Origin of the sequence: Streptomyces sp. NPDC090798 (assembly GCF_044768965.1) — a bacterium.
Taxonomy (GTDB): domain Bacteria; phylum Actinomycetota; class Actinomycetes; order Streptomycetales; family Streptomycetaceae; genus Streptomyces.
Genome location: NZ_JBIVXA010000031.1, coordinates 103,573 through 117,628, shown reverse-complemented (window position 1 = coordinate 117,628; position 14,056 = coordinate 103,573). Strand labels below are relative to the sequence as shown.

The window sequence follows — 14,056 nt, the reverse complement described above, 5'->3', positions numbered from 1 at the left end:
TTCGCGGAACGGGTCGGTGCGCATCAACATCGCGAATACACCTCCACAGGTCTGGCAGGAACTGCCAATGCGCTTCGTCTGCCACCGTTGTAACACGTCATCCAAACGATGACAAGTGAAGCGTCGTCCAAAGGGTGACAGTCCGGGAGGGTCTCCATGAACGCCTCCTCCGAGCCCCGTGACCCCACCTCGTTCCTCGCTGCCGCGGCAGCGCTGAACACGATCAACGAAGCCGTCCGCACCGCCCAGCCCCCCAGACCGGAGCGCACCCGCAGGACGGACAAGCCGGTGCGGACCGGGCCCTGGCCGCACTCCTCCTGCTGCGTGAACTGCGCGACCAACTCGCGGGATGGGAACCTGGACTGATCGAGGCAGCCCGGGCCGCGGGCTCCAGTTGGGCGGACCTCGCCCACCCCCTGGGCGTCGCCAGCCGCCAGGCCGCCGAACGCCGCTACCTGCGCGTACGCCCCGGCACACCCGGCAACACCGGCGAAAAACGCGTACAAGCCACCCGCGACCGCCGCGCCGCCGACCGCACCATCACCGCCTGGGCCCGGACCAACGCCGCCGAACCGAGACGAGGACGAGCAGTCGCGTGTCGTCAGCCGACCTTCTTCTGCTGCTGTTCGCGGATTTCGTGGACGGGGGCGTTGAGGGTGCCGTCCTGCTGTTCGTAGTGGGAGAGGGCGAGGCCGAGGCCGAAGAAGGTGGGCGCCCATTCGCCGACGAAGAGCCCCCACCGGTCGGCGCGGTCGAGGCCGAGGCCGGGCTCGACTTCGAGTGAGGTTGCCCAGGCGGCGACGCCGAGACCGATGGATGCCATGCCGGCGAGGTGGGCGTGTTCGCTGCGGACGCCCATGTCGTGCATTGATCTGCCGCTGACCTGCGGTGAGGCGGGCGGTGAGATTGTGCAGCCGACCTGATGCCGCGCCGTCGACGCCGAGGAGATGAACTCCCCGCTTCGGAAACGGAAAATATCCATGCCGGGCATCGCACGCCTGCACAATCTCGCCCCGCTGACCGCGGCCTTGTCGACCTCAAGATCAGTTATGGGACAAGCTCTGACTAGGATCCGGCCTTCGACAGCGCCTCGAACTCGGCGTCGGTGAGCTCGATGGTCGCGCCGGCGATATTGTCCTCCAGGTGCGCGACGCTCGACGTCCCCGGGATCGGGAGCATGACCGGGGAACGGTTCAGGAGCCAGGCGAGGGCGAGCTGTGACGGTGTGGCGCCGTGCTGCTTGGCGAGTTCGGTGAGCGGGCCGCCTTCGCCGGTGAGCTGGCCGGTGGCAAGCGGGAACCAGGGGATGAAGCCGATGCCCTGCTCGGTCGACCAGTCGAGCAGTTCTTCCGAGGAGCGGTTGGTGAGGTTGTAGAGGTTCTGGACCGAGACGATCGGCGCGATCTTCTGGGCGGCCTTGACCTCCGCCACGGTGACCTCGCTGAGGCCGATGTGGCGGATCTTGCCCTCGTCCTGGAGCTTCTTCAGTTCGCCGATCTGGTCTTCGAGCGGGGTGTCGGGGTCGATGCGGTGGAGCTGGAACAGGTCGATGCGGTCGACGCCGAGGCGGCGCAGGCTCAGCTCGGCCTGCTGGCGGAGGTAGGCGGGGCGGCCGACGGGTGTCCACAGGTCGGGGCCCTGGCGGGTGAGGCCGGCCTTCGTCGCGATGACGATGTCGTCGGCGTAGGGGTGCAGGGCCTCGCGCAGGAGGGGCTCGGCGACGTCGGGGCCGTAGCTGTCCGCGGTGTCGAAGAAGTTCACGCCGAGCTCGACGGCGCGCTTGAGCACACGGACGGCTTCGTCGTGGTCCTTCGGCTCGCCCCAGACGCCCTTGCCGGTGAGCTGCATCGTGCCGTAGCCGAGGCGGTTGATCTCGAGGTCGCCGCCGAGGCGGAAGGTGCCGGAGGCGGCTGCGGGGCGGGTGTCCGTTGTCTTGCTCATGGGGGGTGGTCCCTTCGGATCAGATATCCGGCCAGGTCGCGTGCCGCTCGTGGCCGGGGCACGATGACCTGACCTGTGCCATGCGGCCACGATGAATGGTTGACATATATGTCAAGGTCAAGCCGGATCGGCTGACCTGCATCTCTGTGGGATGTGCGGCTTCCCGTTTGACCTTCGTTGGGTGTCAATGTTTGACCCTAAGGCCGCGACGTAAGTACGACACCCCGAGCACGCGACTGAGTCAGAGGCGGAAGCCGGGGGCGCGGGTTCGACCAGCTGCCGTGCGTGAGCATCCTCGCAGCCCGTCGGCACGCCTTCCCCAGCCTCCCAGGACGGAGCGCCCACGGGGGTCGGATGAACCGGACGTGAAGGAGCGGAGCATGAGTGAGCAGGCAATCCGGGTCGGGATCATCGGGGCCGGCGACTGGGCCAGTTACGGGCACATCCCGGCGTTGCGGACGCTCCCGGAGTTCGACGTGGTCGCCGTTTCGGCGCGCCGCAAGGAGTCGGTGGAGAAAGCGGCCCCTACGGACTCGTCGAGGACCCGACGTCGACCTTGTGGCGGTGCTGACACCGATGCCGGAGCGCGTGCCGCTCGTGAAGGCCGCCATCGAGGCCGGAAAGGACGTCTACAGCGAGTGGCCGCTCACCACCCGCACCTCGGACTCGGAGGAACTGCTCTCCTTGGCCGAAGCGAAGGGCGTACGGCACGTCCTCGGCCTCCAGCGAAAGGCGCCGCGGTTCGATCAGCCCCTGTGCCTCGTAGTAGCGCAGTGACCGCGCGGGCGTGTCCGTCAGCTTCGGGAGCACATTGCGGACACGACCTGGCCTGCGCTTCGACCCGCGCACCCTGGACTACTACGAACGCCGCATCAAGGAGGGCAAGACCCGACGCGAAATCGTCCGACGCCTCAAACGCTACGTCGCCCGAGAGGTCCGCATGGATGGGCGGAAGTCACTGCGACGCTCATGTGACGCTTGCCCTGATGGGGCGTCGGGCAGGGCGGATTGCTGGTCTGCTGACGGTCGACACCTCGGTTCAGTCCCACGTCCGCGCTGAGTCGGACGTCAGGTTGCCGCTCGGGTCTCGAGCATGGGGTACTCGCTGGGGCTGATGCCGTGTTCCCGCAGAGGTCGGCGGGCAGGGGCCGCGCAGGGCCGCGCGGCGGCCAGTGCCGCGGCTTCCTCCGCCGGCGGGGCGGCGGGCGGGGGGGGCCGGCGCGGCCGTGGGCGGGGGGGCGGCCGGCCCGCCCCCCCCCCCGGCCCGCCGGTCGGCGGTATGGGGCCGCTCAGCTCAGCTCGGCTCCCTTTGCCGCGGCTTCCTCCTCCGTCCGGGCCTGCCCCGTGGCGAGCGTGCCGCCCGTACTCTCCAGGTGGGCACGTACGAACCACTGGAACTGCTCCAGGTCGCGCAGCTGCTCGATGAGCAGGTCCTCGGTGGCGGTGTCGATGTCGCCCGCCTCCTTGATCGCGGAACGGACGCTTTCGATCACTCCCGTGTAGACGAGGTCGAGCGCGCCCAGATGGGCGATTGCGTCGGCCCGGCCGATGGAGTAGTCGTCCCAGGTGCGTTCGGCGACGAGCGCTCCCGGTGTTCCCTGCGCGATGCCGCCGAGCGCGGCGACGCGCTCCGCCAGGTCGTCGGCCATCCCACGGACCCGGTCCACTTGAGGGTCGATCATCTCGTGGACAGCGATGAAGTGCGGCCCGACCACGTTCCAGTGCACGTGCTTGAGAGTCAGGTGGAGATCATTGAGCGCGTGCAGCCGAAGCCGGAGCAGGCCGATCAACCGGCCGGCCGCTTCGCGCTCGATGCCGGGCACCGTGTACTTCGGGGTCAGGTCCTGCGTCATGGCTCACCTCGGTTTTCGAAAGCGGGTGCGTAGCTGCACAAGGACGGTTGCCCCGGTTCGCCCAGATCAGACCTGGTCGAACCGGGGACGCCGGGCCGGGGTGAGCCCGAGCATTCACTTGAGCCGGTCTCGCTGTCCGCCGCCCCGCAGCCCTGGCGTCCTCAGAGCTCGCGGTCGTCCTACCGGAGCCTTGAGGAGGAGCAGGCGCCCCTGCCCCAGCGTGGAGAGAGGGTGGCCATGCGCACGAACATCTTTCGTACTGAGCGCATCGCCGTCACGTACCACGTGGTGAACGGCTGGACCGTACCGGTAGACGGCGAAATAGATGTGAACACCCCCTCCCGGCTCCGCGAAGCGGTGGCCGCTCTGATCAGGTACGGACACCGGCACTTCGTTGTGCACCTGTGGTTCGTGCCGTTTCTCGACTCGACAGCACTCGGAGCGGTCGTGGCGATCACCGAGCGAATCCGGGAGCACGAGGGATCCTCGCGTATCGTGTGGCACCCAACGGGACGCGTACCAGTCCGGTTACGAGTTCCTGGTCCCGTCGATGGCGCCGTGCCGGTGCCGAGGAACCCGCCGAGGGTGCGGATCGGCGGCCCGGACTACAGGCAGCCGTACGGCATGGCACTGCTGGACGTCTCGGCGATGAGTGTCGGATCGCTGTCGGCCAACGCGATTCTCGCTCTCAACGGCTGCCGCGGCCGGGGGTTTCGCGCATGACACCGGGAAGGCGGCCTGTCGGAGTACCACCTGCGGCCAGGCTGTGACCTGGTCTGGGAGATCGGTACCGGATACTTCGGCTGCCGTACGCGTGACGGCGGCTTCGACCCTGCCGAGTTCGCCGACAACGTCGCACACGACGACGTGAAGTGCGTGTCCCTGAAGCTCTCGCGGGGAGCCAAGTCCGGCATCGGCGGTGCTCTGCCGGGAGCCAAGGAGAACGCCGAGATCGCCTGGGTCAGGGACGTGCGCGAGGGGCGGACAGTCGTCTCACGCCGTACCACCGGGGCTTCTCGCCCCCGCGCGAGCAAGCCTGCTCGCCGGCCGGGTGCCGCTCGCCGAACTCGGCAGCGACTACTCGCAGGACGTCGGCAACGACGCCCTCTTCAGGGACGTGGCCGCGAACGGGAACTGACCACCTCGTCACCAACCCCGACGAGATCGCCGTTCCGGCCAGCCGATCGTGGAGCAGGGCTGGGGTTTCGCGGTGGGCAAGGTGAAGGAAATCGTACGCAGCCACGTAGAGCCGAGCGGGGACTGACAGAAGCTCGAGGCATGCCGGTCGGCGGCCGGGGTAGGCGCGTGCTTGCCGGACGATGGACCGGCGACGACGAGGCCGATCGACTGGGAGGGGCGCATGATGGCGACGACTGTGCAGACCGCTGGGCAGACGGTGGACGTTCCGGAGATCGCGGATCCTTCGAAGGTCGCGCCGAAGGACGCGCGGGGGCTGTCGAAGCTGTTCTTCGACCAGTTGGCGGTGCTGGAGGAGGGCACGCCCGAGTATCAGGACGCGCGCAACACGCTGATCGAGATGAACATGTCCCTGGTCCGCTACGCGGCCGGCCGGTTCCGCAGCCGGGGGTCGGAGGAGATGGAGGACATCGTTCAGGTCGGCATGATCGGACTGATCAAGGCGATCGACAGGTTCGAGCTGTCCCGGGAGGTCGAGTTCACCTCCTTCGCCATCCCCTACATCGTCGGCGAGATCAAGCGGTTCTTCCGCGACACCTCCTGGGCCGTGCACGTCCCGCGCCGGCTCCAGGAAGCCCGCGTCCAACTCGCCCGCGCCAACGAGGAACTGCGCAGCCGACTGGGCCGGACACCGACCACCAAAGAGCTCGCCGAGCTGATGAGCCTGCCCGAGGACGAGGTCGTCGAGGCACAGCTGGCCTCCAACGGCTACAAGTCGGCCTCCCTGGACGCGGCGATCAACGCCAGCGAGGACGGCGAGGCCGCGCTGGCGGACTTCATCGGCGACGAGGACGCCGCCCTCGGCCTGATCGAGGACTTCCACGCACTCGCCCCGATGATCGCCGAACTCGACGAACGCGAGCGCAAGATCATCCACTGGCGGTTCGTGGAGGAACTCACCCAGGCCCAGATCGGCGAGCGTCTCGGCGTCTCCCAGATGCACGTCTCCCGGCTGATCTCCCGCCTCCTGGGCGGCCTGCGCGAAGGCATGCTCAGCACCGCCTGACGGTCGTGCCGTCCGGCACCCGGACGGCACCCCGGTGTCCCCGCAGAGCGGTGGAGATGCCAGGCGTGTAGTACTTCACACCGCGAGGTCCTGTCGGTTGGGCAGGGCCTCGCGGCTGCGTGGTGCGGTCCGCAGATCGATGTCGTCGGCGAATGCGAGTCGTACCTGCACGAAGATCTTCCCCGGCCACGACGGCAGCAGTCGCTCCAGCTCGGCAATCGCCCCGCGCTCAGGCGAATCAGCTGCCCTCACGCGGGCACGGACCGATGACAGACACGGCGCCCCTACCACCGACCCCGGCCCGTGACCCGGCCCACCGCGCGATGCCGGAGGCCGCGACTGCCCACGCGGCCGACGGACAGGCGTCGTCACAGCCGTCAGAGGTGAACCGAGCGGCCCGTTCACGGTTCCTGCGGGTGTCGGCGTGCGTGCCGTACCGCTGGCTCATTCCCCTTGCACAGGCTTCGCCAGCTCTGCGTTGAACTGAGCGCCTACCAGAAGGGCCAGGTTGGACAGCCATAGCCAGATCAGGAAGACCACGACGCCTGCCAGCGAACCGTACAGACGGTGATAGGCGCTGACACGAGAGGTGTAGACCGCGAATCCGAGCGAGACGGCCAACAGGAGCACCACCGCCAATGCGCCGCCGGGCGCCATCTTCCCGACGGGGCGGGAAGGCGCCGGGCCCGAACGGTACAGGACGAGCACCAGGGCGACGGCGACCACGGCCACGACCGGCCACCGCAGTGTGTCCCAGGCGGCCTGCGGCGCGGTACCCAGATTCAGCGCCCGGCCCAGACGCCGCACCAGGCTGCCGGTGAGAAGCAGCGCGAGGGTTGACGTGAGAAGCAGCGAGATCAGGACGAGGGCCGTGGCGATGATGCGCGGAGCGGTGCGCCACACCGGCCGGTGCGCGCTCACCCGGTGCATACCGTGCAACGCCCGGCGGAAGACGCTCAGATAGCTGGACCCCGACCACAGGGCTCCCGACCCTCCGAGGAAGATCAGCGTCCATGCGGCCGACGACTGTCCGGCCATCTGCCGCAGGGTGCTGCGTAGCAGAGCGCGGGACGCGACCGGGGCGGCCTGCGACACGCGGTCGATGACCTCCGGCTTGGCCGTGGGCATGGCCAGACCCAGGATCGAGAGGATCACCAGCGCCAAGGGGAACAGGGCCAAGACCGCGTAATAGGTCAGTGCGGCGGCCCAGTCCGTGACGTCGTCGTTCCAGATCGCCACCGGCGTCCGGCGCAGTGCCGCCCACCACCGAGCCGGGTGACCGTCTGCATCATCCATGACGCGGATGCTCTCACCTCGCTGCTCGGGCCGCCTCATCCAGCACTACGGTGCGACACCACCCCGCCGCGCGTGTCAGGTTACAGCGCCAAGTGCCTGCTGCCCGAGGCACTCCGGCGGCGACGGGCTGGATGTAGGCATGCCCGGCACGCGTTCCGAGCCGCCGCTCTGGCCGGCGGACGGACACGAGGGCCACGGCCCCTCGCCGCTGTCAGTCACCGCGCGGTAAACAGAGCCGTCGGCCCGTTCCCGCGTCCGCCGGGGACTTGGGGGCGCCGGCCTGACGGCGACCTGGATGACGGCTCCGGACGGGAAGACGTCCGCATGGTGGCGGGTGAGGCAGTCGAGGCGGAATACAGGGTTTGCGTGTCTGGCCCTCGGTGACGCCCTCGAAAAGGGGCCTTCCCGGAATCACGTCGGGCAGGCCCCTTTTCGACTTCTCGATGGAGAAGGCACGGTCAGTGCTTGAACGCGTCCTTGGCCTTTTCCTTGGCCTCACGGGCATCACCCGTGGTCTTTTCTGCCTGCCCCTCAGCGGCCATGCGGTCGTTCCCGATGGCTCTTCCCACAGCTTCCTTGGCCGTGCCCTTGGCCTGCTCGATCTTTGCCTTGGCCTTCTCGCCGGCAGTCATGGAAGAGCACCTCCTGATAGGTCGTGTGCCGCTTTCGCGGTAACCCGCTTGTGCCCCGGCGTTCCCTTCGCAAACGAAGCGCCGTCGGAGAATGAGGGCGGAATTGCAGGGCTGAAGACGGTGCAGGAGGTTGATAAATATGGTTCCCTTGCTGCTTGTTCTGCTTCTTGCACTGCTTCTCATCGGTGCCGGCTTCGCCGTCAAGATCCTCTGGTGGGTCGCCCGGACGCAGTGGCCGCTGTCGGCGCGGCCGGGCAGAAGGACGGCCACGGCCGAGATGATCCGTCGCGGCCCTGACTACACCCATGCGGGACCAGGCTCGTGTCCCCGAGGCCGGCTTCTTGCATGCGCCCCCACCTCAACGCCGCCCATGCACAGAGGTGCCGTGGGGCCGTGAACCATCGCCACGACCGCCCCTGTCAGCGCGCCCCCGCTGCCCGATCGGCCGGTCCTGGAACCGTCCCGGTGAGTGAGCGGCGGCTTTCGCTTGCCGACGGGATGGCGATCGGTCTGCCGGACCGCGGGGTACAGGGTGCCGTCGCGCACACGCGCGGTCGCCTGTGGTTCACCCTTTGTGCCAGGGGACCAGTCGGCTCACAAGAAGCGCCGGGTCGGGGTGACTGCGGCTTGCTTGGCGCGTTGCGGCATTGCAGCGCGGCGAGTTCGGCGCGTTCGTCCGTGGTCAGCCGGTCGTCACGCTCGTCGGCATCGGCATAGGCCTCGGCCTGCCGGATCCAGCCGCGCAGGGCCTCAGGATCGACACCGAGCTCGATGGCCAGACCCTTGATCTGGGCTTCGGGTCGGAGGTCGCACATCCGCACCGTACGCTCGCGCAACTCCAACGATTACTTCCTGGGGGCAGCCAGGGTCGATGTTCCTCTCATGGAACCTTGTGACCATCTGGCAGCATCCTCCGCATCTTGGGGGAACCTCAGCGCTGAGGGCGAAGGCGTCGGAGAAGCCGGCGTGGTCCGCCACCTTGGCCGGCGTGGCGGCGGCCGGGCCAAGTCGTGGAGGCGTCCACGAGCAGACGACACCGATGCCGCCGTCTAGACCGCGGTCACTTCAGGCAGAGCTGGGGCCTTGTCCTTCGCTCCTTCGATGGCGTCGGCGTGGGTGACGTTCATCGGGCCGGGATGAGGGCCGTCTCGATCTGCTGGCCCGCTGTGAAGGCATCGGGTGGGGCCTGGAGTGATTCGGGGCCGTTCCGGAGTGGTGAGCGGAGCCTGAGAGAGTGGTGGGTATGGATATCGATCGCAGGAACAACGTCACTGTCACCGGCAACCCGCAGGGGCGGACGGTGGTGCTGGCTCACGGGTTCGGCTGTGATCAGAACATGTGGCGGCTGACGGTGCCCGCTCTGGCCGAGGACTACCAGGTGGTGTTGTTCGACTACGTGGGTTCGGGCCGCTCGGATCCGTCCGCGTTCTCGGAGGATCGTTACGCCTCTCTGGACGGGTACGCCCGGGACGTGGCGGAGGTGTGCGAAGCGCTCGACCTGCGCGATGCGGCGTTCGTGGGGCACTCGGTCAGCGCCATGATCGGAGTACTGGCCGCCGGGATGGCTCCGGAGCGTATCGGGGCGCTGGTGATGGTCGCTCCGTCTCCGCGATACATCGACGACGAGGGTTACCGGGGCGGGTTCAGCGCGCAGGACATCGACGAGCTGCTGGAATCGCTGGAGTCGAACTATCTGGGCTGGTCGGCGGCGATGGCACCGGCGATCATGGGGAACACGGACCGGCCCGAGCTCGGTGAAGAATTGACGAACAGCTTCTGCGCCACCGACCCGGACATGGCGCGCGTCTTCGCCCGGACCACGTTCCTGTCGGATTCGCGGGACGACCTGAAGGGGGTGAGGGTGCCGACGCTGGTGCTTGAGTGCACCCAGGACGTCATCGCCCCCCGGGAGGTCGGCGCCTTCGTCCACCAGGCGATCCCCGGCTCCAAGCTGGTTACACTCGACGCGACCGGGCACTGCCCGCATCTGTCCGCGCCCGAAGCCACCAACGAAGCGATCACCGGTTTCCTGGCGAGCCTGCGGTGATGTGCCGCACCGGGCAGGCGCCCGACCCGCAGGACGCAGACGACGGGAAAACATCGGATGCGGTGTTCGCCGGGCTGCTGGAGGACAGCGCCGAGGAGCTCTACGAGAGCGCCCCGTGCGGGTATCTTTCCACGCTGATGGACGGCACCATCGCGAAGATCAACACCACGCTGCTGGGCTGGCTCGGCGTGAAGAGGGAAGCGGTGGTGGGCCGGATGCGGTTCACCGACCTGCTGACCGTGGGCGGCAAGCTTTACCACGAGACGCACTTCGCGCCACTGCTGCGCATGCAGGGCGAGATCGGCGGCATCGCACTGGAGATGAAGCAGGCCGGCGGGGCCCGGATACCGGTGCTGGTCTCCTCCGTGGTCAAGCACGGCAGCACCGGCGAGCCCCTGCTGATCCGCACCACCCTCTTCGACGCCCGGGACCGCCGCGCCTACGAGGAAGAACTCCTGCGCGGCCGGAAAGCAGCCGAAGAAGCGCGCAAACAGGCGGAGGCTGACCGCGCCAGGCTCCAGGACGCCCTCGCCGCGCTCCAGCAGTCGCTGGTCCCCACCACGCTGCCGCCGGTACCCGGAGTGGAGACGGCCGCCCACTATCACACCGCCTCCCCCGACCGGCTCGGCGGCGACTTCTACGACGTCTTCCCCATCGACGGCAAACGCTTCGCCTTCTTCCTCGGCGACGTGTGCGGCAAGGGCCCTCAGGCCGCCGCTCTCACCTCACTGACCCGCTACACCCTGCGCGCCGCCGCCCTGCACGACCCCGACCCCGTCTCCGCGCTGTCGACCCTCAACAGCGTGCTCCACGAGCGGTACGCCGGCAGCGGGGACCCGCGCTTCTGCACCGCCGTCTTCGGCACTCTCGATCTCGACCCCTCGACCGGTCAGGTCACCGTCCGCATCGCCTCGGGCGGCCACCCGTCGGCGCTGATCCTGCGGGCCGACGGCACGGCCGACTTCCTGCCCACCCCCGGCGGTCTCCTCGTCGGCGTCCTGCCCTCCGCGCGCTTCGCCACCGCCACCACCATCCTCGTTCCCGGCGACGCCCTCCTGCTCTACACGGACGGTCTCACTGAAGCCCGTACCGGAGAGGACCGCACCTCCCTGTACGGGGACGAAGCCCTTCGGGCCTTCACCGCGGGCCACGCCGGCAAGTCCCCTCATGCCTTGATCCAGGCCCTGACCGGTCTGCTGGACGACTTCGGCGACGGCCTCGACGACGACACCGCCCTGCTCGCCCTCGGCGTTCCCACCCCCGACCCTAGGACGACAAACCCCGAATGAGCCCGCTGAAGATCACCACCCGAGACGCAACGACCGGTCCCGTTCTGGAGATCATCGGCGACCTCGACTACACCACCGCCACCGACGTGCGGGACCTGCTCACCACGCTCACCCTCCAACCAGGCCAGCGCCTCGTCCTGGACCTGGGGGGTATGGAGTTCTGCGACTCCAGCGGCCTCACCGCCCTGATCGCAGCTCGCAACCACGCCCAGGCCGCCCAGGCCGACATCGCACTCGCCGCCGTCCCCGCTCAAACGCTGCGCGTTCTGCGCATCGTCGGCCTGGACCAGATCTTCCCCCTTCACCCCGACGCCGCCACCCAGCCCTGACCCGCCGGAACGCCCACTCACGAGCCCCATACCGACGAAATGGTCATGCCTGTGTTGGTACGATCCGCGCGGCGGACGCCCGGCAGGCATTGCGCGCCTTCCTCGTCCACGCCCCGCGCAGCAGCACGACGGGCTCGCTGTGGCGTGAAGATCACACAGGTCGGATGGCTCTTCGCCGGCCGTGGGACGGCGAAGAGCCCGAGTGGCTGTTCCGCAACCCCCCTGCCCCCGAGTCGCCCTCCCGTCCACGCTCACACTCGCGTCGTACGGCCACCGGCCGCGTTCAAGACGCTCTCCGGGGTACGTCACCGGGCGCCGCTCTCAGTAGGGACTCAGGAGCAGGCTGTTGCGGCTCATCGCTGCGGGTCGGGTCTGGTTTCGGCTGGCCGGCTGCGACTGCTGTGCCAGTCCAGTATCAGGACCGTAGCGTCGTCCTTGAGGCTGCCGTGGCAGGCGTCGAGCACCGCGGCGGTCAGGGTCCGGACGGCTTCTCGCGGGTGCAGCGCGCGGGTGTCGTGAACGACCGAGGCCAGGTCGACGGCCGCGGCACCGCGCTCCTGCATTCCGTCGGTGAGCAGGACCAGGCGGTCCCCGGGACGCAAGTGCAGTTCCTGTAGACGGTAGGCGGTGGGTGCCGCCACACCGAAGGGCAGGTTGACGGCGAGTTTCACCTCTTCGACGGCGTTGTCACGCAGCAGCAGCGGCCGGGGGTGGCCAGCGTTGACCAGTTCGCACAAACCCGTTTCGAGGTCGACGCACAGCAGCTGCCCGGTGGCCAGGCCGCGGCTGTGACTCAGCAGGGTCTCGTGGGCGTGGCGGGCCTGCTTGAGGGCGTCACAGCCGCTGCGACGTGCCCGCCGTAGCGCGCCGACCAGCAGGGTGGCCAGCAGAGCGGAGTCGGTGTCGTGGCCCATGGCATCGGTGATGGACAGGTGCAGGGTGTCGCGGTCGAGGGTGTAGTCGTAGGTGTCGCCGCCGATGTCGTCGGCCGGGACCAGCCCGGCGGCGAGGGTGAACTGGGCCGCCTCGCAGCAGGGGGCCGAGGGAAGCAGCTGGTGCTGGATCTCCGCGGCCAGGCTGGTCCTGGTGGTGCGCCGGCCCAGGTGGTACAGATCGGTGAAGCGGCGGTCCGTGACGATGATGTAGGCCAGTGCGTGGGCCGCGTCGCGGACCTGTCGGAGCACGGTGTCGTCGGCGGACTGCAGGGTCACCTCCAGGACGCCGATGCAGTCGCCGCGGTTGGTGACCGGCGTGATGACGCGCCGCCCGCCCTGGCCGTCCGGTGCCACATGCTGGCGCTGGCTCTGCAGAACGCTGTCGTAGACGCTGCCCTGCAAGGCGATCGGCTCGTCAGGGTCGGCGGCCTCATCGCCGGCCGCGGCGAGGCGTACCAGCCGCTGGCCGATGAGGTCGACGAACAGGAAGGACACGTGCTCGGCACCGAAACGCTTTTGCAGGTCGTGTGCCACGACGTCGACGGACTCACCGGGCGGAGCCGCTTCCGCTGCGGCCAGCAATTCGCCCAGTTCCAGATCTCCACCCTTCACAGCAACCTCCTGTCGGTTGCCGCACCTTCTTCCCCGAGTCTGCGCAACATCACCTGATCTGCCCATTTCACCTGGTCAGGACAGCGGGCCAGATCGGTACGAGCAGGTCCCGGGTCCGTCAGGCGGCGCCCGTGGGCGGTCGTGCGGCCAGTGCGTCGGCGGCCCTGGATACAGAGGAAACAGCATGTCGACTGACAACAGGAGCAGACGACGATGATCCGGCAGTGGATCGCCTTGGCGATCTTCTCCCGCACCTACATCCGATGGATCGGGGTCGGGCGTAGGGCAGCGGAGGGCGTGGGAGGTCGATGACGGGCTGCGGGAGCGGATCGCTCCGCCCAGCCCCCGACCGTGAGGGCCTGCGGACGATTACGCCCTGACACATGACCGAGGGCTCGGGGCTGCGCACCCTGGGCTGCAGTCTGCTGCCGCCGCGTCAGCGTGTCTCCTGGGTCTCGCGCGCAAGGGACGTCCAACTCCCTGCTCCGGGCGGCGCATAGCGGTGCCGGGCAGTCTGTCCATCAACCGATGGCTCGCTCGTGTGGTGTACCGCCAGCGGGCTGACGTTCGATTGCGATCAAGACGGCGTCGTCGCCGAGCCGCCCGCCGACGTGGTTGAGAAGGTCGCCGCGGACGTGGTTGAGGAGCGCCGCGGGATGGCGGTGTTTCTGAGGGGTGAGCCGTTTGGCGAGCGGGTAAAAGGCGCCGTCGGCATTGCGGGCTTCGATGGCACCGTCGGTGCAGAGGAGGAGGGTGTCTTTGGCACGTAGGCTGAAGGTGTCGAGGTGGTAGGTAGTCTGCGCCACTGTGCCCAGGCCCAGGCACCTGAACATGGATGAGTGTGATCGCCAGAATGAGCAGCAAGGCGACTGTCGGCACGGATCGAGATTGCGGCAAGTCACGCGGGTGAGCGAGGGAG

At 68.6% G+C, this 14,056-nt stretch carries 14 protein-coding genes and 4 pseudogenes; 9 read left to right on the top strand and 9 right to left on the bottom strand.

The genetic code is table 11. From position 1 onward, the window contains the following. Positions 1-156: 156 nt before the first annotated feature. Positions 157-581 (top strand): annotated as a pseudogene (locus ACIQTP_RS42350) (type III effector protein); the annotation flags it as partial. 20 nt (positions 582-601) lie between these two features. On the opposite strand, the gene ACIQTP_RS42345 reads toward ACIQTP_RS42350, so the two are convergent. Beyond that, positions 602-868: a hypothetical protein gene (locus ACIQTP_RS42345; RefSeq protein WP_403410381.1), complete on the bottom strand. Its 267-nt coding sequence runs from the start codon at positions 866-868 to the stop codon at positions 602-604. A 197-nt stretch (positions 869-1,065) separates the two neighbouring features. After that, entirely contained in the window at positions 1,066-1,941 is an 876-nt protein-coding gene (locus ACIQTP_RS42340) for an aldo/keto reductase (RefSeq protein WP_403410369.1), read from the bottom strand. 384 nt (positions 1,942-2,325) lie between these two features. Between ACIQTP_RS42340 and ACIQTP_RS42335 the strand changes: the two genes are divergently transcribed. Further along, on the top strand, positions 2,326-2,718 hold the full coding sequence (locus tag ACIQTP_RS42335; RefSeq protein ID WP_403410366.1) for a Gfo/Idh/MocA family oxidoreductase: 393 nt from the start codon (positions 2,326-2,328) through the stop codon (positions 2,716-2,718). A 512-nt stretch (positions 2,719-3,230) separates the two neighbouring features. Here the strand turns inward: ACIQTP_RS42335 and dps are convergent. After that, positions 3,231-3,794: a DNA starvation/stationary phase protection protein Dps gene (gene dps / locus ACIQTP_RS42330; protein WP_403410363.1), complete on the bottom strand. Its 564-nt coding sequence runs from the start codon at positions 3,792-3,794 to the stop codon at positions 3,231-3,233. 237 nt (positions 3,795-4,031) lie between these two features. Between dps and ACIQTP_RS42325 the strand changes: the two are divergent. The 3 genes and pseudogenes from ACIQTP_RS42325 to ACIQTP_RS42315 all read left to right on the top strand — a co-directional run. Beyond that, positions 4,032-4,232, top strand: a pseudogene (locus ACIQTP_RS42325) (STAS domain-containing protein); the annotation flags it as partial. 61 nt (positions 4,233-4,293) lie between these two features. Further along, a pseudogene (locus tag ACIQTP_RS42320) lies at positions 4,294-4,825 on the top strand (glutamate synthase-related protein); the annotation flags it as partial. Positions 4,826-5,157: 332 nt separating this feature from the next. After that, positions 5,158-5,997 carry an RNA polymerase sigma factor SigF gene (locus ACIQTP_RS42315; RefSeq protein WP_403410378.1) on the top strand — a complete coding sequence of 280 codons (840 nt, stop codon included), beginning with the start codon at positions 5,158-5,160 and terminating at the stop codon, positions 5,995-5,997. Positions 5,998-6,072: 75 nt separating this feature from the next. Here ACIQTP_RS42315 and ACIQTP_RS42310 read toward each other — a convergent pair whose 3' ends face one another. The 3 genes from ACIQTP_RS42310 to ACIQTP_RS42300 all read right to left on the bottom strand — a co-directional run bounded on the left by ACIQTP_RS42310 (position 6,073) and on the right by ACIQTP_RS42300 (position 7,925). Next, positions 6,073-6,249, bottom strand: coding sequence for a hypothetical protein (locus ACIQTP_RS42310; RefSeq protein ID WP_403410360.1), 177 nt, complete (start codon positions 6,247-6,249; stop codon positions 6,073-6,075). 192 nt (positions 6,250-6,441) lie between these two features. Next, positions 6,442-7,293 (bottom strand): YihY/virulence factor BrkB family protein, encoded by an 852-nt coding sequence (locus tag ACIQTP_RS42305; RefSeq protein ID WP_403410357.1) that lies wholly within the window; start codon positions 7,291-7,293, stop codon positions 6,442-6,444. Between the two features lie 458 nt (positions 7,294-7,751). After that, the gene (locus ACIQTP_RS42300; protein WP_403410354.1) at positions 7,752-7,925 is read right to left on the bottom strand and encodes a CsbD family protein; all 174 of its coding nucleotides are present in this window, start codon (positions 7,923-7,925) and stop codon (positions 7,752-7,754) included. 139 nt (positions 7,926-8,064) lie between these two features. Here ACIQTP_RS42300 and ACIQTP_RS42295 point away from each other — a divergent pair. After that, a pseudogene (locus ACIQTP_RS42295) lies at positions 8,065-8,148 on the top strand (hydrophobic protein); the annotation flags it as partial. A gap of 196 nt (positions 8,149-8,344) precedes the next feature. Here ACIQTP_RS42295 and ACIQTP_RS42290 read toward each other — a convergent pair. Beyond that, the gene (locus ACIQTP_RS42290; protein WP_403410351.1) at positions 8,345-8,767 is read right to left on the bottom strand and encodes a transposase; all 423 of its coding nucleotides are present in this window, start codon (positions 8,765-8,767) and stop codon (positions 8,345-8,347) included. Positions 8,768-9,168: 401 nt separating this feature from the next. On the opposite strand from ACIQTP_RS42290, the gene ACIQTP_RS42285 reads away from it, so the two are divergent. The 3 genes from ACIQTP_RS42285 to ACIQTP_RS42275 are packed head-to-tail and all read left to right on the top strand — an operon-like array spanning position 9,169 to position 11,590. Then, a complete protein-coding gene (locus ACIQTP_RS42285; RefSeq protein WP_403410348.1) occupies positions 9,169-9,972 on the top strand; it encodes an alpha/beta fold hydrolase in 804 nt (267 codons plus the stop codon). Beyond that, complete coding sequence (locus ACIQTP_RS42280) at positions 9,972-11,261, top strand: PP2C family protein-serine/threonine phosphatase (protein ID WP_403410345.1); 1,290 nt, start codon at positions 9,972-9,974, stop codon at positions 11,259-11,261. The genes ACIQTP_RS42285 and ACIQTP_RS42280 overlap by 1 nt, the downstream gene beginning before the upstream one ends. Next, positions 11,258-11,590: an STAS domain-containing protein gene (locus tag ACIQTP_RS42275; RefSeq protein ID WP_403410342.1), complete on the top strand. Its 333-nt coding sequence runs from the start codon at positions 11,258-11,260 to the stop codon at positions 11,588-11,590. Before ACIQTP_RS42280 ends, ACIQTP_RS42275 begins: the two co-directional genes overlap by 4 nt. A gap of 353 nt (positions 11,591-11,943) precedes the next feature. Here ACIQTP_RS42275 and ACIQTP_RS42270 read toward each other — a convergent pair whose 3' ends face one another. Then, on the bottom strand, positions 11,944-13,137 hold the full coding sequence (locus tag ACIQTP_RS42270; protein WP_403410339.1) for a PP2C family protein-serine/threonine phosphatase: 1,194 nt from the start codon (positions 13,135-13,137) through the stop codon (positions 11,944-11,946). Between the two features lie 521 nt (positions 13,138-13,658). Then, the gene (locus tag ACIQTP_RS42265) at positions 13,659-13,970 is read right to left on the bottom strand and encodes a SpoIIE family protein phosphatase (protein WP_403410336.1); all 312 of its coding nucleotides are present in this window, start codon (positions 13,968-13,970) and stop codon (positions 13,659-13,661) included. Positions 13,971-14,056 lie beyond the last annotated feature (86 nt).

Coding starts and splice junctions, on each gene's coding strand:
- ACIQTP_RS42345 (WP_403410381.1), bottom strand. CDS start 868: ATGCACGACATGGGCGTCCGCAGCGAACACGCCCACCTCGCCGGCATG.
- ACIQTP_RS42340 (WP_403410369.1), bottom strand. CDS start 1,941: ATGAGCAAGACAACGGACACCCGCCCCGCAGCCGCCTCCGGCACCTTC.
- dps (WP_403410363.1), bottom strand. CDS start 3,794: ATGACGCAGGACCTGACCCCGAAGTACACGGTGCCCGGCATCGAGCGC.
- ACIQTP_RS42315 (WP_403410378.1), top strand. CDS start 5,158: ATGGCGACGACTGTGCAGACCGCTGGGCAGACGGTGGACGTTCCGGAG.
- ACIQTP_RS42305 (WP_403410357.1), bottom strand. CDS start 7,293: ATGGATGATGCAGACGGTCACCCGGCTCGGTGGTGGGCGGCACTGCGC.
- ACIQTP_RS42300 (WP_403410354.1), bottom strand. CDS start 7,925: ATGACTGCCGGCGAGAAGGCCAAGGCAAAGATCGAGCAGGCCAAGGGC.
- ACIQTP_RS42285 (WP_403410348.1), top strand. CDS start 9,169: ATGGATATCGATCGCAGGAACAACGTCACTGTCACCGGCAACCCGCAG.
- ACIQTP_RS42280 (WP_403410345.1), top strand. CDS start 9,972: ATGTGCCGCACCGGGCAGGCGCCCGACCCGCAGGACGCAGACGACGGG.
- ACIQTP_RS42275 (WP_403410342.1), top strand. CDS start 11,258: ATGAGCCCGCTGAAGATCACCACCCGAGACGCAACGACCGGTCCCGTT.
- ACIQTP_RS42265 (WP_403410336.1), bottom strand. CDS start 13,970: ATGTTCAGGTGCCTGGGCCTGGGCACAGTGGCGCAGACTACCTACCAC.